This window comes from Pseudoalteromonas shioyasakiensis, assembly GCF_019134595.1.
GTDB lineage: Bacteria > Pseudomonadota > Gammaproteobacteria > Enterobacterales > Alteromonadaceae > Pseudoalteromonas > Pseudoalteromonas shioyasakiensis_A.
Map to the genome: position 1 here is coordinate 675160 of NZ_CP077771.1, position 23698 is coordinate 698857.

The following is a 23698-nucleotide window of genomic DNA, read 5'->3' on the forward strand; positions in this document are numbered from 1 at the left end:
AAATTTTTGCCTTGTTATCAACGAGGTTTTATTGCCTCAAAATAGACGACTTAATTAAGCGGATTGGTATAAAAACACAGCTACAGTCCAGCTAATCCTAATAGCTATTTGCTTAATAACTAATTTAAATAAGCAGGTACAAAACGACATAATGTTTATTGCAAATAATTATCATTAGCCTTGCCTTTACACTTCTTTACATTTAGACTGCCCCACAATCACATAATAAATACCGATTTAACAAGGACAAGCATGTTAAAAACTTCACTGACTCTGGTCGCTCTTGCAATTAGCAGCCAGGCATTTGCTGATGATGCCATCAATAAAAAACTTACCGCAGAAGAAATGGAACACGTTGTTGTGTCAGGCAGCCGTGTATTTGAAAGCATTGATGAAGTACCCGCTTCTGTAACGATTATTAGCCAACAGCAAATTGAAGAGCATTTAAAAGTTAATCCAGAGCTACAAAGCTTACTTGCGCAAATGGTACCAGGCCTTGCACCAGATACAGGTAGTTCGAGTAATACAGGTCAGAGTTTACGTGGCCGTGCACCACTTGTGATGATTGATGGTGTGCCACAATCTACACCGCTCAGAAACGGCTCTTTGGGAGTTAAAACACTCGACCCAAGTGCCATTGCGCGTATCGAAGTGATCAAAGGTGCTACCTCTGTTTATGGTAATGGTGCATCGGGCGGTATTATTAATTACATCACAAAGCAGGCAACAAGTGATGGTCAGCCAGAAGGTGAGATCAGCCTATCGTCACGCTTTAGTGCAGTTAAGTTAGAAGAAAGCGCCGGTGCGCGAGTCTCTGCTGCGGTTAATGGCCGAGCAGATAAACTCAGCTATTTATTTACTGCAAGTTATGAAGAAAATGGTGTTCAACGTGACGCCGAAGGCGATATTCTTGGCTTACAATATGGTTTATCTGATGCAGTAACAGAAAACTACTTCACCAAACTTGGTTATGACTTTGACGATGAAAAACAACTGCAATTTAGCTATAACTACTTTAGTTCTCAACAAAAAACCGATTTAGGTGACGTTGTTGGTAACCTAAATGATGGCGAAAAAACATATGCCATTCATGTACCTAAAGAGCTGCAAAAGCAAGGTAAACCACAAGGCCCAGATGGTAACGAAAACATTACCATAAAGTACACAGACTACGCCCTGTTTACTAATACCCAAATGACGCTCGACCTTTACATGCAAGATATCGAGAATGTGTTTTTCTTTTCTACAAACTTAGCTAACCCAGACGAAGGCTACGAAGGCGGCCAATCAATTATTCGTTCTGAAAAGAAAGGTGCACGCGCTACATTTAATACCCTTGTTGATTTTGACAATGTTGAAGCTACCTTCATTTATGGCCTAGATGCACTGAATGATGTGACGTCTCAACCACTTGTAGATGGCCGTGTTTGGGTTCCAGAAATGGATATGGAAAGCCTTGCTGGCTTTTTACAAACAAAATGGGTAATCGATAATGATTTAGTCATTAAAGCGGGTGTGCGCCAAGAGAGCATTGATTTAACCGTTGATGATTACAACACCTTAAAGCTTTGCCGCTCTGAAACACAGTGCTCTGTGCCGCTTAGCGTAAAAGGCGACACCATTGATTACGATGCAACCACTTACAATGTTGGTATTAAATACAATTTACTGGATGCTTTCAGTCCGTTTGCCAATTATTCACAAGGGTCTGATATCTCAGATATTGGTCGCCTACTACGTTCAGCGACAGTGAATGATATTGGTCTAATTCAAACAGAAGCATCAATCATCGATAACTATGAAGTTGGTTTTACCTCACAGTTTGATAACTTACGTTTTGAATTTGCAGCTTACCGCAGTACATCAGAGTTTGGCACCACAAATAGCTTTAATGAAGTAACGGGTGTTTATGAGCCGGTACGTGCACCGCAAGAGATTTGGGGTTACGAAACATTGGTTGATTATAAAATTAATCCAACTCTAAAACTGGTTGCAACTTACAGCTATGTTGAAGGTAAAAATACCGAAGACGACATTTACTTAGGTTCGCGCCAAATAAGCCCACCAAAAGGCACTGCTAACTTAAACTGGCAACCTAATGATGAGTTATCACTTACGGTGAGTTATTTATATGTGGGTTCACGTAAACGTTTTGAACCAAATGCAGACGGCGACTATGTTGGCGACCAAGGGCCAATTAGCAGTTACAACCTATTTAACCTAAGCGGTCGTTATAACTTTAGCGATAACTGGCAAGCGTTTATGGGCGTAGAAAACCTATTTAACAATGATTACTACCCTGCCCGCGCTCAGTCATACACCTACGGTGGCTATAACATTAAAGGTTTAGGTACCACTGTTACACTTGGTACAACCTATAGCTTCTAAACTAACTTTTGTTTAGAACAACAAGCCCTTCTTAGTAAGGGCTTTTTTCATTTAAGAATAGAAACGATAAATTGTTCATTTATCAACCATTAACGCAAACTTAAACGAGAATCACACTCAATAGTAAATAACTGATTTACAAAGGAAAAAGTTTGCAATCTTGTTTTAATATACTACAATTACCGCAACTTGGAATTTGAGGACAGCATTATGAAAGGTAATCAAAAAGTCATAGATAGTTTTAACAAACTACTCGCAAACGAATTAGCTGCTATAGATCAATACTTTATTCATTCTCGTATGTATGACGATTGGGGCCTAAATAAGCTGTATGAGCGTCTTAACCACGAAATGGAAGAAGAAAAAGACCACGCTGATTGGTTAATTAAACGTATTCTATTTTTAGAAGGCGTACCAAACATGACTAAGCGTCGTGATCTGTTAATTGGCTCAGACGTGAAAAGCATGATGCAAAACGATTTAACACTTGAACTAGAAGTGGTTGATTGTGTTAAAGAAGCAATTGCAATCTGTGAACAAGAAAAAGACTATCAATCACGCGAAGTGCTTGAAAAGCTATTATTTGATACAGAAGAAGATCATGTTTACTGGTTAGAACAACAGCTTGGTCTAATCGACAAAATTGGTAGCCAAAACTACCATCAATCTCAAATGGGCGAATAGAGGCTAATTGTATGAAAGGCGATAAAAGCGTCATTGCTGCACTTAATAAAGTATTAGCGAATGAATTAGTAGGTATTAACCAATACTTTTTACACGCTCGTATGTTTAAAGATTTTGGCTTTTCAAAATTAGACAAAGCTGATTACAAAGTATCTATTCAAAAAATGAAAAACGCCGACCGTTTAATCGAGCGTATTTTGTTTTTAGAAGGTTTACCAAACCTACAAGATTTAGGTCGCCTACGTATTGGTGAAAACTCTGAAGAAATGATCGAAGCTAACATGAGCTTTGAACTTGATTCATTACCTGATCTTAAAGCGGCAATTAAACTTGCTGAAGAGAAAAAAGATTACATCAGCCGCGAAGCGCTAGATAACATCTTAAATGAGCAAGAAGAACAGATTGATTGGCTTGAAACACAGCAGCAGTTAATCAAAACCGCAGGGCTTGAGAATTACCTGCAATCTCAAATGTAATTTGCTAAAACTTAAAAAAGCAGCCTAGGCTGCTTTTTTTATGTCTAAAATTTGTGATTAATCATCTTCGCGATCAATGATTGACACTTTATTACTTAAAATTAAAGAGTTAGGAATTAAATGCACGGCTCCCTCGCCTTTAATTGTGATATAGCGCAAATTAAGGTCAATCACTGTGCCCTTTGAATTACTCACTTCAATGTAATTACCAAGCTTAATGGGCTTATAAAGCACAATCATCACACCTGCTACTAGGTTTGAAATAGCATCCTTCAACGCAAAACCCAAAGCAAAGCCTGTTAGGCCTAAGCCGGCAACTAACGCGGCTACGTCAAAACCCAGTTTCGATAACGCAAGCACAATACCAATAAATAATAAAATAGCGCGCTGCGAGTTAGATATAAGCCGGAAAGTTTCAAGAGCGGTTGAATCAAAGCGACGTTGAAACTGTTTAATAGCACGGTCAATAATAAGGCTTGCTATGTAAAAAGCAGCTAGTACTAAAAATGCTTGAATAAATTGGCTAGTCATAAGATTTACAAGTAAAAATAAAGCCCATCATAGGCTTAAAATTGCGCGAGGCATACAATTATTGCTTTTCAAACACACAAGAAACGTTAGGTTTACTCAGTGTATAAGTAATATTGCCATTATCTTTAAAACGCAGATCTTCAGTTGTTGAACCGTTGTCGCCTTCATTATCACAGCGAAAGTAGCGCTTAGTTCTAACAATGCCATTTACGAAGTATTTTAACTTCGAACTGACAACGCAAAAGTGTGGTATCTTCTTTACCTGCGTGCCGTTATGTAGGTCACTAAAGTCGATTAACGTACCTAAGCTAAAGCCTTGCGTTGGTTCTTTTATCAATGAAAAAGATGCGTTTTGACAAACCGCATCACTACCCTCTTTTGCTTTGTAGTCACCTTGTTTGTCTTTAATTAAAGTCAAAAATTGGGTTTTATTACTCGGCTTTACATCCAGCAGAGCGCTGGCAAATGACGATGTTGAGAGTAAAAAAGCCACTAAACAAAAGTAATATCTCATTGAAAATCCATAAACTTATAGACACTTTAGTAGCATAGCATGCTGATTAAGGTTGGTGAATTTATAACGTAGTAGTTAATACGATTAAAAAATGCTTTTGGTTCTATTTTATGAACTTTGCATAGGCAACCAATCTGTTTATATGCTATAAATTTTAATGATGATAATTTTTGGAGGGAATCAAATGAAAATAGTCAAACTCATCGCTTTAACCACATTTTTAGCCTTAACCAGTACTCAAAGCCTAGCTGGTGATGACGACTGGAAAACAATCGCAGAAAAAAAAGTTAGTTATAAAAGCGAAACCGATACCGTTAACCCTATCACCAGCAGCCACTACAGCCATATTAAAGTTAAATGCACCCATGGCACAGTGAACCTTAAAAGCATTAAAGTCGTCATGAATAATGGTGAAGAAAAAGTATTTGAAAACCTGGGTGTTCTAACCAAAGGAATGTCATCACGTAGCTTAAATTTGCCAGACAAAAACGACGCCAAACTCGATAAAATTAAACTTGAATATGAATCAGTAGGCAGCACAGCCCTCAGTATGGCAGGTGTAACCGAAAAAGCCGAAGTTGAAATTCTCGCGAAAAAAGCAAAGAAAGATGATTAAAGTTGCGAGCCAATGATGTTTGAGGCCATACACTTTCATAAGTAGCAGCGGCTTTATGCCGCGACTATTTTTAAACAAACGCGCTAAAGCACGACCTACAAACGCGCGAAACAAGTTTCACGCCTACGATGGTGCCCTTGTAGTTCGTCATTTATGGCGACAAAAACCGTGGAGATTTTCAAGTAGGAACGGCTTCAGCCGTGAACCTTAAATGTTCGGCGTTGAAACGCCTCCTACAAGCTTTATTATCGTACCTTGCTTACTTTACTCTTTTAACGCGCTAAAGCACGACCTACAAACGCGCGAAACAAGTTTCACGCCTACGATGGTGCCCTTGTAGGTCGCCATTTATGGCAACAAAAACCGTGGAAATTTTCAATTAGGAACGGTTTCAGCCGTGAACCTTAAATGTTCGGCGTTGAAACGCCTCTTACAAACTTTACTCTCCTATCTTGCTAACTCTCTCAACGCTTATAAAGCGCCTCAATTGTTGCTGAATCAAGCGAATAAGCATTGATCATATAGCCTGCTAACGCACCTGATGCGTTTTCTGGTAATTCAAGTTTTTGTGATAATGCATGTAGTGTAAATTGATATCTGTGAGCGCCATGTCCTTCTGGAGGGCAAGCGCCGCCAAAGCCTTTGAAACCATAATCATTTGTTATCTGCACACTGCCTTTTGGCAATTTGTTCTTCTCTTCACTGCCCGCACCGCTTGCTAAACTTGATACCGACTTAGGAATATTCACAACTTGCCAATGCCACCAGCCACTACCTGTAGGCGCGTCAGGATCATAAACGGTCAATGCGAATGCTTCAGTTCCTTTAGGTGCATTTTGCCAAGCGAGTTGTGGAGAAAGGTTATCGCCATTGCAACCAAAGCCTTTAAATTCTTGCGCACTCCCCATAAAGTCACCATGGGCAATGTCTTTGCTTGTTAGAGTAAATGTCTCCGCGAATGTGGTGCCAGATAAGCATAGTAGAAATAACGGTGTAGCAATTTTCAATGTTGATGATTTCATAATATTCTCCGATTAATAAGAATAATCATAATACCTAGCAAAGACAGATCAAATTAGTGCCAAAACTGTCAATTATTAGCCTGCTTCGCTCATTATTGTTTTACGAAGGGCTGTTGGAGTCGTATTAAACAAAAGTTTAAACTTATCGGTGAATCTAGATTGCGACGAAAAACCACATTGCTGTGCAATGCTGCCAATAGACTGTGAGCTACTTTGAATCAAGTGTAGTCCATGGCTTAAACGCGCGTTATCTTTAATTAACTGAAAACTACTGTCTTCTGCGGTTAACTTTCTTCTGAGTGTCGATTCGCTCATCGCTAACGTAGCTGCAATACTGCTTGCATCCCAATCATGCGTTAAATCACCAGCGATGATAGTATGTACTTTGTGAGTCAGTGTTGGTGGCTCAATAATTGAACCTAAGTCTCTGAAACCCTGAGAAAATAACACTTGCAGCAGCTCTTGTCTTCTAATTGGCCATAATTGAGGTGGCGTTACTGCAGCCCATTCAATAAATTGTTTTAAGGTCATTTTAAACAGTGAATCGACTTGCCCTGTAATAAACTTTTTCTTTGCGCCGGCTTGATATTTCAAACACTCAAAGTCGGTGTAATCAAATTCAATCAATAAAGCAATATAGCCAAAGTTTTGCGGAATGTTACGCATTGCGACCTGCGGTGTATTTGCCATAAAAACAAAATCACCTGCATCGCAGTTAACTTCTTCTGTATCAATTAACGTTTTGCTGCCAGATAACACAACGACAAGTAATGGGTTTGCGATAGGCACATTAACAATATGCTGTTCATCATTAGCGCAGTAAATCGAAAACGGTAAAGACTGATGTTGCTTTACTGTGCTTAAACCTACCTCTATCAATTCATTCATAATTTATAGTGTTTTTTCATTGCTCTGAGCGGAACGGCATCATCCGTGAATTTTAGTTATTCGGCGTTGAAACACCTCCTACAAACAAACTTTTTCGATTATTCCTGTCTTATTTAATATAGGTTGTGCCCATTGATAATAATCAGAAGTACCTTCATCCCATGGCCATAAACCTTTTGTTGTTGGCCATACCATTTGAAGCATCTTAAAATTACTTTCATTATGTAACCACAGGCCATAACCTAAGTATTCTTTATAATGTGAACTATCTACATAGATGAAAGTCACATCGAAGCCTTCAAGAAAATCACTATAAAATTTACCTACTTCAAAAACCTCACCTTTAAGCAATCTATCTTTGTAGTTATTAATCATTGAGTGAGCCAATGAACTATCTAAACCTAGAATGATTAAGTCCGGTTTCTTCTGTTTTTTATTAATACCAATCGAATAAGTAAATTCAGGCGCATCTTCCCCTTCCATAACTTTCAATACATGGCATCCAAAGTGTTCAATGTTGTTTAAAGCAACCTGATCTTGTTCGTTCATGGTAACCTTTGATTTAAGTAATTTTTTTACGGTCGAAAATAAACTATAAAATTTAAACATTATTTGTAAAAAGCAGGCAATCTCTTTGCTCTAAAGTTTTTAGCGTATATCCACCATTTAACTCCTACATCATCAATTAATTGATAAAAGTTAAAATTTATTTCTAGGTAATTCTCATTTAGGTAGCTTGATACAAGCTCATTTGCGATAACAATTTTAATAGGCCCAACTAAACTAAATGCTAAACTTAAAGAATCAACATCTAAAAACTCTACTTCTATTTCCCCGTTGTCTCTAGTACCAATATCACCATTAAACTTTATTTTTAAGGAACCAGAAGCTTGTTCTGTTGGTACATTAATTTTTTCAACTGTTGCCTGCCCATGCAACCTTGCGAGGTAAGCATTTAATTCATCTAAATCCATTTGTGCATTAACCTTTAAATTTATACCTTACGCGCTAAAGCACCACCTACAAACGCGCGAAACAAGTTTCACGCCTACGTTATAAAACATTAGGCACTGGGATTCAGGCTCATGGACGCGATGTAAAATCGCTGCTACTTGTTCGGCGTTGAAACGCCTCCTACCAACTTGTAACTCGCAAACTTTACCCTTGTATGTCGCTAACTTTAACCCAATTAAACAAGCATATTGTTTAACATTATTCCTGGCATTAAAAATACCATTGCAAAAGAGAATGATCCGGTGAATGCAACTGCAAGACAGCAAAATGCCGTTTGCATTAAAAAGACGTTGGGTTTACCAGAGGCACTTTTTTGAAATGACACATAGGCAAGTAGCAGGTTTTCTTTAATTTTTAGAAAATAAGAACGCACTACTCTGATGATAGGCAAGCTGTACATTGCTAAAAAAGCAAATACAACTTCTATTCCACCAAAATGAAATAACAGTGCAATCTCAGGTGAGAACCAACCAACAATAGCGATCAAACACCAAAATGCAGCTTTTTGATATTTATTCAGTTCGTGCCATTTGATCATCGTCTTCCTTGTATTTTCAATTATACTTAAATTAAGTGAGCAGCTGATTCGTCTAATTTAGTTACATAAGCTTTGAGCGCTGCAAGCTGAAGTTTTTCGCCTTGGTGAGCATTCATCGCTTTGGCAAAATAGCTATTGGCTTGCTGCTGATCACCTGCATGCTCATGAATGATTCCAATTCGAAGATAAGTAAAAGCAAGATTATTAGGGCCTAATTCTGTTTGCAGCGTTTTAGCGCTATCAAGCTCAAGAATTCTTGCAAGTGCATTTAACGCATAGAGCGCACTATCGTTCGAACCTTTGATGTACTGAGAATGAGCAAGTTCTAGCTCTTTTTTAAGAAACTCGGCTGTAATTTCATTTGCATTTGTAGGTACTGCTACTGAGACTAAAGCAGCTAAGGTTAAAACTTTAAACATATTAAACCTCCTTTTAAATTGAGTTTTACAGATTAATCAAATTCGATTAACTGGTCAAATTTCACTCTCGTAGCTCGCTAAATTCTCTTTTAACGCGCTAAAGCACGACCTACAAACGCGCGAAACAAGTTTCACGCCTACGTCAGAAAACATGAGGCACTAGGATTCAGGCACTGGGACGCGATGTAAAATCGCAGCTACTTGTTCGGCGTTGAAACGCCTCCTACAAACTTGTGACTCGCTAACTTTACTCTTTAATCAGACTTAATCGCGACCAAAACCAATCAGTTTTTTGCCATTTAAACCTTTTTTATGCCATTCGGTTTGCTCTTCGCAGAATATTTGCGCGTCTAATTCTTTACTTGGCTCTTCATTTAAACTGCCTGCAGGTACAAGTAGATATTTACTGTCTTGTGATTCAAATGGCAGCGCTGAGCCACAGGTTTTACAAAACGCTCTAGACAATGCACGTCCAGGGTAATTAAACCGCGTGATGTGATGTTGACCTTTAACCCATTCGATAGCATCAGGCGAGGTAAACAAATTTGCAGCGTGAGCAGTGCCAGTCAGTTTGCGGCATTGTTCGCAATGACAGAAGAAAAAACGTCTAAAGTTATCAGCGACTTTAAAACTCACTTCGCCGCAGCAGCATCCGCCTGTAAGTAATCTAGTCATATCTATCTCCTTATTCGCCAAGCTAAAAATTTATTCCCTAAACGATGCGCTATTTAATAATTTTTGGCAATAAAAAAGGCCATGTTGCGCTTACAACATGGCCTTTTTGCATTAACACAACTTAGAAATCTAAGTTTGATAAAACCTCATCATCAACGTTATTAGACAAGGTCACTTTAAGTTTAGGGGTACGAGCCATTTCACGTTTAATCGCAAAATTAGCTTCTTCGTTACGCGCCCAACTACGACGAGCAATACCGTTGTTTACATCAAATAATAGCATAGATTTCAAACGACGCTCGGCAGCTTCACTACCATCTAGTAGCATACCAAAACCACCGTTGATCACTTCGCCCCAGCCTACACCGCCACCATTGTGAATAGATACCCAAGTAGCACCACGGAAACCATCACCAATTACATTGTGAATCGCCATGTCTGCTGTGAAGCGGCTACCATCATAGATGTTTGATGTTTCACGGAAAGGTGAATCTGTACCACTTACGTCATGGTGGTCACGCCCAAGTACAACCGGACCAATTTCGCCACGATTAATGGCATCATTAAACGCTTTAGCGATTTCAGCGCGGCCTTGTGCGTCTGCATAAAGGATACGAGCTTGCGAACCAACAACTAGTTTGTTCTGCTTCGCATCTTTGATCCACGTGATGTTGTCTTGCATTTGCTGTTGGATCTCTTCAGGCGAGTCCGCCATGATTTTATTTAAAACGTCTGCAGCAATCGCATCTGTTTTATCAAGATCTTCAGGTTTACCTGACGTACATACCCAGCGGAACGGGCCAAAACCGTAGTCAAAACACATTGGGCCAAGAATATCTTGTACGTACGACGGGTATTTAAAATCAATACCGTTTTCAGCCATTACATCGCCACCAGCGCGTGATGCTTCAAGCAAGAACGCATTGCCGTAATCAAAAAAGTAAGTACCTTTTGCCGTGTGCTTGTTTACAGCATCGGCGTGACGCTTAAGCGTCGCTTGTACTTTTTCTTTAAATACTTCTGGCTCTTCACGAATTAAACGATTTGACTCTTCATAGCTGATATCAACCGGGTAGTAACCGCCTGACCATGGGTTATGAAGTGAAGTTTGGTCTGAACCTAAGTGAATGAAAATATCTTCTGCTAAGAAGCTTTCCCATACATCAACCACGTTACCAATAAAGGCAATCGAAACCACTTCTTCATTTTGCTGAGCAGAACGTACACGCTCAACAAGCTCTGGCATATTATCGATTAGCTCATCAACCCAACCTTGTTGGTGACGCTTAATAGCCGCCTTAGGGTTAACCTCGGCACATACGGTAATACAGTTAGCAATGTTACCCGCTTTAGGCTGAGCACCACTCATACCACCTAAACCAGCAGTTAAGAAGACCTTACCTTGTGGTGATTCGCCTTTTTCGAGCACTTTACGGAATGCATTCATTACCGTAATAGTTGTACCGTGCACGATACCTTGTGGGCCAATGTACATAAATGAACCCGCAGTCATTTGACCGTATTGAGTTACACCCAACGCATTGAATTTTTCCCAGTCATCCGGCTTTGAATAGTTCGGGATCATCATACCGTTAGTCACAACCACGCGCGGTGCTTCAACTGATGATGGAAATAACCCCATAGGGTGACCTGAGTACATGTGTAGTGTTTGGTCTTCTTCCATTTCGCTTAAGTACTTCATGGTTAGTAAGTACTGCGCCCAGTTTTGGAATACCGCACCGTTACCACCGTAAGTGATTAGCTCTTCAGGGTGCTGTGCTACTGCAGGATCAAGGTTATTGTCGATCATTAACATGATAGCGGCAGCTTGTTCGCATTTAGCCGGGTAATCACTGATTGAGCGCGCTTTAAGTTCATAGTTAGGCTTAAAGCGATACATGTAAATACGGCCAAATTGCTTAAGCTCAGCGGCAAATTCAGCGGCTAATTCTTTGTGCCATTCTTTAGGGAAATAACGCAATGCGTTACGAATAGCTAATTGCTTTTCGTCAGCCGATAAAATGTCTTTACGTTTTGGAGCACGGTTTGCATCACTTGGATACGGTTTTGGCTCGGGTAATACACTCGGGATACCTTGCTTAATTTGTTCTTGAAAAGTCATTATTTGCTCCCTTAGTTAACTTTAAACGCTTGCGATTTAACAAGTTCTACCATAGCGTCGATGTCTGGCTTAAGTAAGCGGTCTTCTTCTAGTTTGGTAACTTTGCTACGAATTAGCGCAAAGTTTTCTTCAATGATGTCAGAACACTTGTTAGGACGTCTAAATTCGATTGCTTGCGCTGCATACATCAACTCAATAGCAAAGATTTTATCAAGGTTACCTAAAATCTGGTTTAACTTACGACCAGAAATACTACCCATAGATACGTGATCTTCTTGGCCCATTGATGTTGGTACGCTGTCTGCTGATGGCGGGAAACACAATGATTTATTTTCTGTTACCAATGCCGCAGTCACATATTGCGGGATCATCATGCCAGAGTTTAAGCCACCCGATGTTGTTAATAAACGTGGTAAGCCGTGTAAGCCCTCAAGCAGTAAGTAACAACGACGATCAGCAATGTTACCTAGCTCTGCCGCTGCGATTGATGCGTAATCTAATACCATAGCAAGTGGTTGGCCGTGGAAACCACCGCCTGAAATGGCTTCTTCTTCGCTGATCACAATTGGGTTATCTGTTACAGAGTTCATTTCTGTTTCAGCAAGCTCTTTTAAATGGTTATACGCGTTACGTGATGCACCATGAACTTGTGGAATACAACGCAGTGAGTAAGGGTCTTGAACACGGTCACAATCAGTATGTGAAGCCATGTTTTCAGAGCCTGAAAAAAAGCTACGCATGCGCGCTGCAACTTCAACGTTACCTTTAAAAGCACGAATTGCGTGTAATTCTTCACGGAACGGTGATTCGCTACCTTGCATACCTTCAATACTCATAGCACCTGCGATATCAGCAAGGTCTAATAAGTAACGCATTTTAGTAAGCGCAGTAATGGCATGCGATAAAATAAACTGAGTACCGTTAATTAATGCTAGGCCTTCTTTTGCATGTAAATCTAAAGGCGCTAAACCGTGCTCTTTTAATACGTCTGCTGCTGGCTTGATTGTGTCGTTAACCCAAAACTCACCTTCACCTAAAAGAGGCAAGAATAAATGTGATAACGGTGCTAAGTCGCCCGATGCGCCAACTGAGCCTTGCTCTGGTACAACAGGGATAATATCAAGTTCAATAAACTTAAGCATACGCTCAACAACAGTTAAACGAATACCTGAAAAACCTTGGCTTAATGCATGTACTTTGGTGATTAGCATCAGCTTTGAAATAGGTTTAGCGATTGGCTCACCCACACCAACAGCGTGTGTGATCAATAAGTTCTTTTGTAATAAGTTGGTTTCTTCTGGAGAAATTTGTGTATCACACAATGGGCCAAAGCCCGTATTGATACCATAAATGGCTTTATCTGAGGCAGCCATTTTGTCTACGTTTTGGCGGCTTTTATTAATTTTATCAATTGCTTCTTGGCAAAGCTCTGCCTGTAACGTACCGGCTGCAATAGCATTAACGCTGTCTAACGTTAATTGGTCAACACCATACTTAAATGTCATTTATAACTCCTAAAGAACAGGATTAAGTTTTATTTAGATGGAGTCTAGCTTGCTCTAGTTGTTTTACAAATGCATAATTATCGTTATTCATTCCAGATTTACCGAACTAAAAGAAGAGCTATGCAAGTTCATGACGTAGACCTGCGCTTATTGCGCGTTTTTGTAGCAATTGTTGAGTGTGGCGGGCTTTCAGCCGCAGAGTCACGTTTGAATATTGGCCGCTCAACCATCAGTGCGCATTTATCAGACTTAGAAGTAAGGCTTGGTATTAAATTATGCAAACGTGGCCGCAGTGGTTTTGAAATTACAGACGCTGGCGCCATCACATATCAGGCATCGATTGAACTGCTTCAGCAATGCGAAGCCTTTGCTAATACCGTAGCAAGCTCTAAAAACGAGTTATCGGGGCGTTTAAGTATTGCCATGATAGATACCATGGTTAGTGACCCTCGTTGTGCCATTCCCCGCGCGATAGCAAGGTTAAAAGGCAAAGGTAAAAACATTCAGTTCGATATTAACGTGTGCGAGGCACGAGAGGTAGAAACATCAGTAGCCAATGGCCGCTCGTTGGTGGGGATTGGTGTTAGCCGCCATCATATTCGCGGATTAGATTACACCCCCCTACACAACGAAACTAACTTTTTGTATTGCGCAGTCGGTCACCCATTATTTGAGTGTGAAGACAAACAGATAAATGAGCTCATTAAAGAAGCCGAAGTTATTACCAGTAACTACATGCGCGATAAAGAAAGCCGAAACGACGGTTTAAACTACCAAAACAGTGCTGTTGCTTATCACGATGAAGGTATCGCACATTTAATTTTATCGGGTGAATTTATTGGTTATTTACCCGATCACTACGCACAGTTCTGGGTTGATAAAGGTATTTTTAAAGCTATTCAACCGAGTAAATATCACTACGATATTCCAGTGGTCTTGATCACCTCAAAAACAAATGCCAGCTCGCCTTTAGCAAATGCTATGCTTGACGAAATTAAGCGCTGTTACGCGGTCTAGTGTTTTTGTTTAAAGCTTTTTGCTCATTTATAAGCACTAGACTAAACGCGATAACTGCAAGGTTTGTAGTCACAGGATTAAACGCTTCGATTAAAAGTGCGGGCTGTAAAACAGCAACAAACAGCATTAGCCCAACTAAAGCAGCTATATTGAGAATATTGATTAAGATTGAACGGTAGAAGATAAAAAACAGCACAGCAAATATAATTTCACCTATGCCAGCTGCTCGGGTAATAAGCGTTGAGATTTCAGCATTAAAACCAAAACTTGCCGTCATTTTTAGTTCAAGGGGGGCAATGTGAATAAGTTTTGGCATCAGCCCATGATAAAGCCAACTAAAGCTGATAATAAATCGAGCGATTTGAATCGTAGTTAAATGCTTCATTGGTAAGTTTACTTTGTGTGCTCTGTTATTCAGAGCACACAGTATAGCTTATAAGCTAGTAGGTTGACCGAAACGGTTCTCAGCTTCATCACCTGCTAAAAAGCCATTTTCGATTAACGCCCAGATAGGACCAATTAATGGCACAAAACCAATTAATACCCACCAACCTGATTTATTACGGTCGTGCCAGCGTTTCACTTGAATCGCAAGCGAAATCCATATTAGCGGAATATAAAGAATAAGCATGATTACAGAAATAGCTGACTCATTACCACCTGTTAATAATGCTACTAAAAACATAAGAACAAATGAGGCTAAGATCATACCTAATACTGAATACCAATAAGTCTTACGAGGAATACGACCTTTAAAAGAAAACAAAATTTCTTTGATGCTTAAAGTGGTTGTTTCTGTTGATGCTGAAGCAAGGTTTGATTCTGGGGCTTGATATACGTTTTCTGACACTGTCATTTCCTTTGATATGTGTTGTTGCAAACCAAATTAATCTAGTCTGCTGATTTATGTTGTTAATAGTGCTGAATTAAGCATGAATAAGATAACACAAAATGATTGGATTTGGGTACTAAGAAATTGCTGAAAAACTACGAACAAGTAACCTTAAGACATAAAAAAAGCACCCTTGGGTGCTTTTAATTAACTCGGTTGTTGCCAATATTTGGCGTATAAATTTGGGTAGGTTTGTTTTAAAAACTTAGCTTTATCTTTAAAGCGTTTACCTTTTGGTTGCTCAAGCCCTGATGGCACAAAAGGTAATTCATCATCATTACGTTCTTCGTAAAGCATACCGGCAATTAAATCGTACTCATCTAAATACGGGTAAGGCTGTTCGTTTAAATGATAAACTGGCGTACACTCGGCAATTGAGTCTGGGTTTTCAAGCGCCTTTAAAAAAGCCTGTTCACCACGTGAAATAAGCCAACATAAAAACTCAGAAAAACCATAATCATCGTTACAACCGGCCATTACATAAGCGGCACCAAATAAGTCCCAGGTATAGGCTTTGCGCATACGTAGGTTAAACTGCTTATCAAACTCCATCAGCTGCTGGTCAGATAAATCAGTCAGCTTTGCTTTTAATGCATTACAAACAGACTCAGGCTCGGCAGTTTTATCTTCGGCGGTCACGAGTTGCCAAAAATCACTTTCGCTTAAAACACTCATGATAAAATCTCTTTCACACGCCCTACTTGACCATCATCAAGTTGAACTTTAATACCATGTGGGTGATTCGGTGATTTAGTTAAAATACGTGACACCACACCTTGAGTTAACTGACCTGTTCGTTGATCTTGTTTTAAAACAATGTTGACTTCGCAGCCAATTGAAATTTGTGAACGCGTAGGCACTGCCATTGCTATATCTCTTTCAATAATTTTTGCCGATTATAGCCATTTGCAGCTGGCTTACCAAATTAAACCTGTGTGATTGGGCTGTTTTTAAGCAGCGCCTTTGGCAATATCTCATTTAAACGTTCAATGATTGATTCAGCTTTGCCTTTTATTTGAAAGTCATAACCTTGACCGTTGCCATCTAATATGACGGCTAAATAGTTATCAGCAACTTTCAGTTGCGTAATACGGCTTAATTCAAGAGTCTCTTCTTTATCGCCATAATAAACCTGCTTAACCGTTAAGCTCGTGCCTGTTGCCGTGAGTGTTTTACTAAGCGCTGTTTTGGCTGCAAACTTTTCTGTTGAGCGATAGGCCTGCACCATAAAAGCGATAGCAAATATAAAACCGGTAAAACTTGAAATAGGTAATGAGTCTGATTGCAAGCTGTACACACCTATACAAATAAATAACATTGCAAGGGCTAGATTTAACATAACCATCTGTTTAGGGGTTAAATTTAAGTACATTATTATTCCTTTAAAAACGCAATTGCTTTTGCATTGATAGCTAAATCTATAGTGCTCAATTCTTTGATAATTAAACTTATAATTAACTGGGTTTGTTCAGCGGTTATCGGAAGCTCTTTACAATAACAACTTACTTTTAGTGATTGCGGTAGCTTTTTTAGGTCAGCAGTATGCGTTAACCATGAAAATTCGTGTACTTGTTCTTTTGCTTGTTCGCACGCTTGCGTTAATGCAACTCGAATAGCCTTATCTAGACGTTTTTCAGTTTTAGTCATGTTCTGCTTGTTGTTTTTTAAATTCTTCGTAGCTGTCTTGCTGGCGCTTTACACACTCATGGTACTCTTTATCTGCCATATGATTGCATTCACTTAAACGCGCCGATTGAATTTCATGATAACGGGCATCAGAGCTACAAGCAGATAAAAGCACTGCAAGGGTCGCAATCACGGCCAATTTTAAGGCATTTAAAAACATTAAATTTCCTTTATGTAGTTATACATTGGTGCTGCGTTTTCCTGTATATTGCGTGGGTTTAAATATTATTACCAAAGGGTTCTATATGATGTTGTCGCAGTTACAACAGCTGTTTCAGCGTATCGATAAAAGTAAAATTTTTCAATCATTTGTTATTGCTGTCATTGTTATTTCAGCGCTAACAGTGGGTGCACACACCTACTCTTTACATCCAACTGCTGAGCTTGCCTTACATTGGATGGACTTAGGTATCACCGTTTTCTTTTTAGTTGAACTGGTGATCCGCTTTATCGCAAGCCGTGGTTTTAAAGACTTTTTCACCAAAGGCTGGAATATCTTCGATTTTATAATCGTGTTGGGTAGCCTTTACCCCGCTGCTGGCTCTACGATTTTTATCGCTCGATTACTGCGTATTTTCCGCGTGTTACGACTTGTATCTATGATCCCAGAGCTAAGACTACTGGTTAACTCGCTTTTAAAAGCCATTCCACAAATGGGCTATATCGCCCTGCTCATGTTCGTGATCTTCTATATTTATGCCGCCATGGGTAGCATGCTGTTTGCTGATATAAACCCTGTACTGTGGGGCGATGTGTCTATTTCTATGCTCACATTATTTAGGATTGCCACGTTTGAGGATTGGACCGATGTTATGTATGAAACTATGGCTGTGTATGAACTCAGCTGGATTTTCTACCTAACGTTCATCTTCTTAACAGCCTTTGTATTTTTAAACATGATGGTTGGTGCAATTTTAGAAGTTATGTCTGAGGAGCACCGTAACGCCCGTGAAGAGCAAACATCTGATGCCGACATGCCAGCAACCAAAGGGCAAATTGCTCAGCTGCAAGCTGAAATGGCTGAACTCAAACAACTATTGAAAGAAAAGCAGTAAGGTTTTTAGCGATTAGGCGCTAGGACCTAGCGCCTAGCGCCTAGCGCCTACATTTTAAAACTTACAAATATCAAGCAGCTTTTTGCAATCTAACTCAACCTGAATATTTACGATCCAACTCGATAATCTCTTCTTTTATTGCTTTCACTTTCTCTTGAGCAGCTGGATGCTCTAGCAAACCCAATTCAATAATGCCTGTGCATTTATTTATAAATGTTTCAGTAGAATTATTTTTCGGTATAAAAATTACATATGCAAACCCAGGCATCAAACTTGGTGTACAACCACCTGGTTTAAGCAATATATTTTTAGGTATAGATTTATTAGCCGATAGAGTGTCAGTTAAATCAAAATCAACTTTAACGTTATTAGTCTCAGAGGCTTTTATTAGTTTTAAATTTGTGACCTTGATTAAGTGAACTGACTTAGATTTTTCGTAAAAATGTTCTAATGAATACCCACAATTACAAGCAATAGCTGAAAATGATTCAAAGCTGAGTAATAAAAAAAGCACCCGCCAAACAATTCTTTTAAATGTTATTAAGCCCACCATTTAACCTCAAAGCACTTGTTTAAATTCATGGATTACTCTCAAAATAAGCTTGATATCTGGCCTTCTGCTATTTTTGTATGACATATAAACAATTCAATAGGCATACCAATATACATACCTTGATGAGCAGATGAATCCAACACTTCTATAAATATATCAGCAGTTCCTCCATCAAAGAACTCTTTACTCTCTTCAAAAATAAGTCTACAGCTGGTATCAACACGGTTCAAATATGAAATTCGAGGGTAACAACCACTTCCAGTATATCTAAATGCATGAGGCGGGCGCTCTAAGAATAAGAATGTAACTTTTGCTGTAATATTCATTACACATTACCCTCTTTTTTCTACCTTCCATGGCGGGTTTAAGCGGTTTTCTCCGGCCCAATATAATTTAATTTTATTTCCTGATGGATCTTTTAGAATTGCTTCCGTCCATAAATAACGTTGGGGGGTAGGCGGCTGTTCAAAGCTAATACCTTTTTCAACAAGGCTTGCGTAGAGCTCATCGAGCTGCTCATGTTCAAAGTAAATTACCGCATGATTATTATAATTATCGGTTTCTAATGACAGCGAAAATGTGGCATCACCATCTGGGCATTGAAAGCGTGCGTAATGCGGGGTATCCACAATCTGAATCATTCCCAGCTTTAAGTAAAAAGCCACCGCTTCATTCATATCCTTTACAGGTAACGTCACCTGATTGAGATTCATTTGCTACTCCCATGTAATGCTTTATTCGTTACATCAGCATATCGCGTTCATTAAATTAAGCAAAAGATATGTTATGAGTTAGCGAGTTGCGAGAGTAAAGTTAGCAAGTTAGAAAGCTACAAGGTGAAAGTTTCTAGGATACGTTTCAACGCCGTACATTCATCTTTCCGGTTATTGTTGCCATAAATGATGACCTATACGGCTGCAGCCGTTCCTACACGAACTCCATATGCAATATTGGAAATGGTTTACCCATATCATCTAATGGCGAGCGTGAGGCAACTTTAAAGCCCAAATGCTGATAAAACCCAACTGCAAGTGGGTTTTGCTCATTAACATCCACTTTGTTGGCTGCTAATTGCTCAACCGCATAGTTCAAGAGTGTTTTACCTATCCCCATCCCCATTGCGGCATTTAAAATAAACAACATTTCTATTTTGCACTCATGTACGCCAATAAAGCCTAAAATTACCTGATGCTCATCCTTAATGCACTTTAAAGTAACACTAGGAAACGCTTGCTCAATGATGATTGGCTTAAAAAAGGCTATGTCGTCTTCAGTTATAAAATCATGGGTTGCTCGAACTGAGTTTTCCCATACAGCGAGTAGCTCTGGGTAATCTTCAGCGTTCACACTATGTATTTCCATTGTTTTCCATTTTGTTCTACAGCGATTGCCGGTTAAATACTAATGTGAAACAGCAAAATAAATCTAGAGCGTTTGAGCATTGTCATTACCAACCAAAGCATTTTGTAACTCTTGCAAAGACAATGATTTATAAAAATACCAACCTTGTATTTGGTAATCCTCGTTATGACTCTCGATAAAATTGTACTCGTCCTCAGTTTCAACCCCTTCAAATATAACAGCTCGGTTCAGCTCTGAGACTAATGACATTATCGCCAAAACCATTTTTTGCTTTACACCATCTGTAATTGATTGGGTAAATACCTTATCTATCTTGATTACATCAAAGTTGATTTCTGTAAGCCACACAAGATTAGATACTCCGGTACCAAAATCATCGAGCGCTATTTTAAAGCCATATTTTTTCGCCTTTAAAGCGAAGCAAGCTAATAACGTTAATGGCAAGCCAATGCGCTCTGTTATTTCTATCTTTACTTGCTCATTCCTTAGCTCATACTTACCGCAAAGCTGATGCAAGTAATCTAGAAATTCGGGGTTTTCAATTTCATATGCATTAACATTAATTGCGACAGAAAAACCATGATCGGTTTTCATAATCGGTGCTAATTCTTGAAGGGCCTTAGTCGCGCATTCATAGGCCAATACTGGATACAAAGATAACTGCTCAGCAATACCTAAAAATAGTTCCGGTGAAACCTGGCCATGTATTTCGTCTTTCCAGCGGACTAAACTCTCAACACCAATTATTTTGTTAGTTTTAACATCAATGATTGGTTGATACTCAAGATACAACTGTGCATTTTTGATTGCACTTCGAAGTCTGAATTCCATTGAGTTTCGCTTATCTAAATATGAGCTCACAGAATAGGCTATTAAAAAGCTAATTAAACCAAGCATACATATGATCAATACAGATATGTACAGCGGGAAATACAAAATACCTGGTCGATTATTCTCAGTGATAACACAATAAGAAAATTGTGTACTACACATTTCTACCTGTTGAGTTGGCAATAATGTTTTGCTGTTAAATTGATATTGGGTTTCATAGTGATGAAAAACATACTCTTTATTTTTAGAAATAATTTTAAATGCAAAGTGCTTATTTAATTCATCAATATGTTTAAAAGGTTTGTTTACAGTGAATGCGATGACATCGTCACGTTTAGTGACGTCATACTTTGTTTTTACCGGAAAAACACCAGCAACCTCTGATGCAAAATCATACCCTGAAGATGAATTATATAATTGCTGAGTAAGTAAAGCTGTTTTGTCTAACTTCCCCCAATTTGCAGAGCACTTAACCTTACCTTTTTTAATTAAACCTAGATCATGAACGTATTCATAATTGGCCAAGATTACCCGTAATTTATTAATAGTTTGAGTGTCACATTGACGAGATGATATCTGTGAAGCGGTATTTATTGCTGATGAGATATCTGCAGAGATATGCTCAGCCTTATTTAATAAAACGTTCGAAAATTGCTCTTGGTGTCTTACCTGAAAATAACTTACCGATACATGAAAAATGCAGGTTAGAAAGAACATTAGTAAACAGACAATAAATGGCAATTTGTTAAAGTTGAATGTTCTTCCCTGCATAACTCATTACTGTGTTGTTGGTTGCTGTTAAAAACTTAATCATATTGTATTATTAAATCAAGTCCCAGAACCTAAAACGGGTAATTTTTTGATAAATTGATCCTGCTCGTAAGTCTGCTTAACAACAAATAACAACGAGGTTTCAATAAAGCCTTACTTACACCTTAAACTTACCCACTAAATCAGTCAGATTATTCGATAACAGGTTTAGTTTTTCTCCATTGCCTCTTGCACTATCGGCAATTTCGCTTACATCATCAGCCGCATTTTTTATTTCAACAACATTGCGGTTAATATCTTCAGCTACGTGCTGTTGCTCTTCGGCTGCAGTGGCAATTTGTGTATTTAAATCGCTAATATTGACGATAGACGCGGTTATTTCGCTAAATTGTTGCTGTGCTGAATGAGCTAACTCAACAGTTTTGTTTGTACGGTTTAAGCTGGTTGTCATCTCTTTTGACACTTGATCAGACATTTTACGCAACGTATCTAACTGACTTGCTATTTCTTCTGTTGATTCTGAGGTTCTTTGTGATAACGCACGCACCTCATCTGCAACAACCGCAAAACCTCGACCATGATCGCCTGCCCTCGCCGCTTCAATTGCTGCATTTAAGGCTAACAAATTGGTTTGCTCTGCAATACCTCTTATCACGCTTAATATCGACATGATATTTTCACTTTCAGCGTCGAGTTGGTTTATATCTTGGGTTGCTTTGGTTATCACCTCAGACAAAGATACAACGCTATCAACCGTTTCAGATATAACACTTTGCCCAAGCTCAGAGGCCTGCTGTGTTTGCGATGCAAGTTCGGCTGCATTGGCACAATTAGCAGAAACTTCATTAGCAGTCGCTGCCATTTCATTAATCGCTGTTGCCGCCATTTCAAGGGCTTGTTGTTGCTGTGATGTTGAGCCAGATAATTGCGCCGCCTGTGATGATGTTTGCGCTGAGGTATCACTAACATTTTGCGCACAATCATTAATTTGCGTGACTAAATCCGATATTAGATTCAAAAATAAGTTAAAGCTGTTAGCCAGTTTGGCCGTTTCATCGCGTGTTTTAATCACTAAACGTTTAGTTAAATCACCACCACCTTGCGATATCTCGGTAAGGCCATCACTTACTTCAACAATAGGTGCAGAAATTAATTTAGAAATATAGCTAGCAACTAAAATGAACACAGCAATCAAGATTGCACTGATGACTAAAATGGTAATCGTCATTGCGTTTGCAGCACTCATCACTTCAGATTTTTCAACTAAACCTATAAATTTCCAGCCTAGTTTTTGCGAGGTGTAAATATTCGCTAAGTAATCTTTGCCATTAATGTCAATTTCAAATTGCCCGTGATTATTATCAGCGAGCTGTTTGTATTTTCCGTTATTGACTTGTGCTAGCTGCTTAAACCTGTAATCAGCATTTTTAACGTCAACCAGTACATTGCCACTGTCTTCAATCAACATTAAATAGCCAGTTTCACCAAGTTTAATGTTCGCAATAATATCGGTAAGGCCCTGTAAGGATACATCCATGCCCTGAACACCAATAAACTCACCCGCTTGTTTAATCGCTTTAACAGTAGAAACAATCACCATGTCATCTGCTGCCCAATAATAGGCATTGGTTCTTACCGTTTTACCATTTGCTGCTTTGCCTGTTTCGTACCAAGGCCTCACTCTTGGGTCATAATTCGCTGTGACTTCACCCTCTGGCCATTGAATATAACCGCCTTGCTCATTACCCATGTAGATATAAGCAAGTCCCGGATGGGTGGCGCCAAAGTGATCAAATAAATTAAAGGCGGTTTTTTCGTTGCTGCTACCACTTAAATGATCAAGCATCGCTGCACTAGTTGACTGCATATGAGTTTTAACGCCTTGCTTGGCGTCTAATATAGCGGCATGGGATGCAAGGTAATCGACGTTTTTCTCAATTTCAGCAAAAAACATACTGATACCGTTATCAACTTGTCTCGCTTCTCTTTCACTAAGTTCGGCAAAATTATCGAGGGCTTGCTGTCTTGTTTGTGTAATCACAAGCACTGCAATGATGATGAGCGGCAGAGCAATGGCTGACGCAAAGGCGAGTTTTAATTTTTTTGAAATGTTCATAGCCAACTTCCAACTAAGCACTT

The 23698-nt window shown here is 39.1% G+C and carries 30 protein-coding genes; 6 read left to right on the forward strand and 24 right to left on the reverse strand.

Going from position 1 to position 23698, the window contains the following annotated elements:
- Window positions 1-252 precede the first annotated feature (252 nt).
- The 3 genes from KQP93_RS20420 to bfr (KQP93_RS20430) all read left to right on the forward strand — a co-directional run bounded on the left by KQP93_RS20420 (window position 253) and on the right by bfr (KQP93_RS20430) (window position 3548).
- A complete protein-coding gene (locus KQP93_RS20420) occupies window positions 253-2388 on the forward strand; it encodes a TonB-dependent receptor (protein ID WP_217876970.1) in 2136 nt (711 codons plus the stop codon).
- Window positions 2389-2598: 210 nt separating this feature from the next.
- On the forward strand, window positions 2599-3072 hold the full coding sequence (bfr, locus tag KQP93_RS20425) for a bacterioferritin (RefSeq protein ID WP_054552096.1): 474 nt from the start codon (window positions 2599-2601) through the stop codon (window positions 3070-3072).
- 11 nt (window positions 3073-3083) lie between these two features.
- Window positions 3084-3548 (forward strand): bacterioferritin, encoded by a 465-nt coding sequence (gene bfr, locus KQP93_RS20430; RefSeq protein ID WP_054552095.1) that lies wholly within the window; start codon window positions 3084-3086, stop codon window positions 3546-3548.
- A 57-nt stretch (window positions 3549-3605) separates the two neighbouring features.
- On the opposite strand, the gene KQP93_RS20435 is transcribed toward bfr (KQP93_RS20430), so the two are convergent.
- Together KQP93_RS20435 and KQP93_RS20440 are read right to left on the reverse strand one after the other, a co-directional pair.
- Complete coding sequence (locus KQP93_RS20435) at window positions 3606-4079, reverse strand: mechanosensitive ion channel family protein (protein WP_054552094.1); 474 nt, start codon at window positions 4077-4079, stop codon at window positions 3606-3608.
- A gap of 58 nt (window positions 4080-4137) precedes the next feature.
- Window positions 4138-4593 (reverse strand): hypothetical protein, encoded by a 456-nt coding sequence (locus KQP93_RS20440; RefSeq protein WP_217876971.1) that lies wholly within the window; start codon window positions 4591-4593, stop codon window positions 4138-4140.
- 184 nt (window positions 4594-4777) lie between these two features.
- Here KQP93_RS20440 and KQP93_RS20445 point away from each other — a divergent pair, with 184 nt between their 5' ends.
- The gene (locus KQP93_RS20445; RefSeq protein ID WP_217876972.1) at window positions 4778-5209 is read left to right on the forward strand and encodes a hypothetical protein; all 432 of its coding nucleotides are present in this window, start codon (window positions 4778-4780) and stop codon (window positions 5207-5209) included.
- A 464-nt stretch (window positions 5210-5673) separates the two neighbouring features.
- Here KQP93_RS20445 and KQP93_RS20450 read toward each other — a convergent pair whose 3' ends face one another.
- From KQP93_RS20450 to hutH, 9 genes are all read right to left on the reverse strand, one after another.
- Window positions 5674-6231: a YbhB/YbcL family Raf kinase inhibitor-like protein gene (locus KQP93_RS20450; RefSeq protein ID WP_217876973.1), complete on the reverse strand. Its 558-nt coding sequence runs from the start codon at window positions 6229-6231 to the stop codon at window positions 5674-5676.
- A gap of 75 nt (window positions 6232-6306) precedes the next feature.
- The gene (locus KQP93_RS20455; RefSeq protein ID WP_217876974.1) at window positions 6307-7119 is read right to left on the reverse strand and encodes a helix-turn-helix domain-containing protein; all 813 of its coding nucleotides are present in this window, start codon (window positions 7117-7119) and stop codon (window positions 6307-6309) included.
- 78 nt (window positions 7120-7197) lie between these two features.
- Window positions 7198-7668, reverse strand: a complete 471-nt coding sequence (locus KQP93_RS20460; protein WP_217876975.1) for a DUF4262 domain-containing protein — start codon at window positions 7666-7668, stop codon at window positions 7198-7200.
- 59 nt (window positions 7669-7727) lie between these two features.
- Window positions 7728-8093 (reverse strand): hypothetical protein, encoded by a 366-nt coding sequence (locus tag KQP93_RS20465; protein ID WP_217876976.1) that lies wholly within the window; start codon window positions 8091-8093, stop codon window positions 7728-7730.
- Between the two features lie 215 nt (window positions 8094-8308).
- Window positions 8309-8671: a hypothetical protein gene (locus KQP93_RS20470; RefSeq protein ID WP_217876977.1), complete on the reverse strand. Its 363-nt coding sequence runs from the start codon at window positions 8669-8671 to the stop codon at window positions 8309-8311.
- Between the two features lie 26 nt (window positions 8672-8697).
- Window positions 8698-9090, reverse strand: coding sequence for a hypothetical protein (locus KQP93_RS20475; protein ID WP_217876978.1), 393 nt, complete (start codon window positions 9088-9090; stop codon window positions 8698-8700).
- Between the two features lie 264 nt (window positions 9091-9354).
- Window positions 9355-9765 carry a GFA family protein gene (locus KQP93_RS20480; protein ID WP_217876979.1) on the reverse strand — a complete coding sequence of 137 codons (411 nt, stop codon included), beginning with the start codon at window positions 9763-9765 and terminating at the stop codon, window positions 9355-9357.
- A gap of 121 nt (window positions 9766-9886) precedes the next feature.
- Window positions 9887-11887: a urocanate hydratase gene (locus tag KQP93_RS20485; protein ID WP_217876980.1), complete on the reverse strand. Its 2001-nt coding sequence runs from the start codon at window positions 11885-11887 to the stop codon at window positions 9887-9889.
- Between the two features lie 11 nt (window positions 11888-11898).
- Window positions 11899-13392: a histidine ammonia-lyase gene (hutH, locus tag KQP93_RS20490; RefSeq protein WP_217876981.1), complete on the reverse strand. Its 1494-nt coding sequence runs from the start codon at window positions 13390-13392 to the stop codon at window positions 11899-11901.
- 120 nt (window positions 13393-13512) lie between these two features.
- Here hutH and KQP93_RS20495 point away from each other — a divergent pair, with 120 nt between their 5' ends.
- Window positions 13513-14409, forward strand: a complete 897-nt coding sequence (locus tag KQP93_RS20495) for a LysR family transcriptional regulator (protein WP_217876982.1) — start codon at window positions 13513-13515, stop codon at window positions 14407-14409.
- Here the strand turns inward: KQP93_RS20495 and KQP93_RS20500 are convergent.
- From KQP93_RS20500 to KQP93_RS20530, 7 genes are all read right to left on the reverse strand, one after another.
- Window positions 14387-14794, reverse strand: coding sequence for a DoxX-like family protein (locus KQP93_RS20500; protein WP_217876983.1), 408 nt, complete (start codon window positions 14792-14794; stop codon window positions 14387-14389). The genes KQP93_RS20495 and KQP93_RS20500 overlap by 23 nt on opposite strands.
- Window positions 14795-14842: 48 nt before the next feature.
- Window positions 14843-15259, reverse strand: coding sequence for a DUF805 domain-containing protein (locus KQP93_RS20505; protein WP_220094644.1), 417 nt, complete (start codon window positions 15257-15259; stop codon window positions 14843-14845).
- A gap of 189 nt (window positions 15260-15448) precedes the next feature.
- Entirely contained in the window at window positions 15449-15976 is a 528-nt protein-coding gene (locus KQP93_RS20510; protein ID WP_217876984.1) for a DUF4240 domain-containing protein, read from the reverse strand.
- Window positions 15973-16167 (reverse strand): YwbE family protein, encoded by a 195-nt coding sequence (locus KQP93_RS20515; RefSeq protein ID WP_036971837.1) that lies wholly within the window; start codon window positions 16165-16167, stop codon window positions 15973-15975. The genes KQP93_RS20510 and KQP93_RS20515 overlap by 4 nt, the downstream gene beginning before the upstream one ends.
- A gap of 59 nt (window positions 16168-16226) precedes the next feature.
- Complete coding sequence (locus tag KQP93_RS20520; protein WP_217876985.1) at window positions 16227-16673, reverse strand: hypothetical protein; 447 nt, start codon at window positions 16671-16673, stop codon at window positions 16227-16229.
- Window positions 16674-16675: 2 nt separating this feature from the next.
- On the reverse strand, window positions 16676-16948 hold the full coding sequence (locus KQP93_RS20525; protein WP_217876986.1) for a hypothetical protein: 273 nt from the start codon (window positions 16946-16948) through the stop codon (window positions 16676-16678).
- Window positions 16941-17147, reverse strand: a complete 207-nt coding sequence (locus tag KQP93_RS20530; protein ID WP_217876987.1) for a hypothetical protein — start codon at window positions 17145-17147, stop codon at window positions 16941-16943. The genes KQP93_RS20525 and KQP93_RS20530 overlap by 8 nt, the downstream gene beginning before the upstream one ends.
- A gap of 88 nt (window positions 17148-17235) precedes the next feature.
- Here KQP93_RS20530 and KQP93_RS20535 point away from each other — a divergent pair, with 88 nt between their 5' ends.
- A complete protein-coding gene (locus KQP93_RS20535) occupies window positions 17236-18042 on the forward strand; it encodes an ion transporter (RefSeq protein ID WP_217877483.1) in 807 nt (268 codons plus the stop codon).
- Between the two features lie 94 nt (window positions 18043-18136).
- Here KQP93_RS20535 and KQP93_RS20540 read toward each other — a convergent pair whose 3' ends face one another.
- From KQP93_RS20540 to KQP93_RS20565, 6 genes are all read right to left on the reverse strand, one after another.
- Window positions 18137-18595 (reverse strand): hypothetical protein, encoded by a 459-nt coding sequence (locus KQP93_RS20540; RefSeq protein WP_217876988.1) that lies wholly within the window; start codon window positions 18593-18595, stop codon window positions 18137-18139.
- Between the two features lie 38 nt (window positions 18596-18633).
- The gene (locus KQP93_RS20545; RefSeq protein WP_217876989.1) at window positions 18634-18921 is read right to left on the reverse strand and encodes a hypothetical protein; all 288 of its coding nucleotides are present in this window, start codon (window positions 18919-18921) and stop codon (window positions 18634-18636) included.
- Window positions 18922-18927: 6 nt separating this feature from the next.
- Window positions 18928-19308 carry a VOC family protein gene (locus tag KQP93_RS20550; RefSeq protein ID WP_217876990.1) on the reverse strand — a complete coding sequence of 127 codons (381 nt, stop codon included), beginning with the start codon at window positions 19306-19308 and terminating at the stop codon, window positions 18928-18930.
- Between the two features lie 214 nt (window positions 19309-19522).
- Entirely contained in the window at window positions 19523-19957 is a 435-nt protein-coding gene (locus tag KQP93_RS20555; RefSeq protein WP_217876991.1) for a GNAT family N-acetyltransferase, read from the reverse strand.
- Window positions 19958-20020: 63 nt separating this feature from the next.
- A complete protein-coding gene (locus tag KQP93_RS20560; protein ID WP_217876992.1) occupies window positions 20021-21559 on the reverse strand; it encodes an EAL domain-containing protein in 1539 nt (512 codons plus the stop codon).
- A 157-nt stretch (window positions 21560-21716) separates the two neighbouring features.
- A complete protein-coding gene (locus KQP93_RS20565) occupies window positions 21717-23675 on the reverse strand; it encodes a methyl-accepting chemotaxis protein (RefSeq protein ID WP_217876993.1) in 1959 nt (652 codons plus the stop codon).
- Between the last annotated feature and the right edge of the window lie 23 nt (window positions 23676-23698).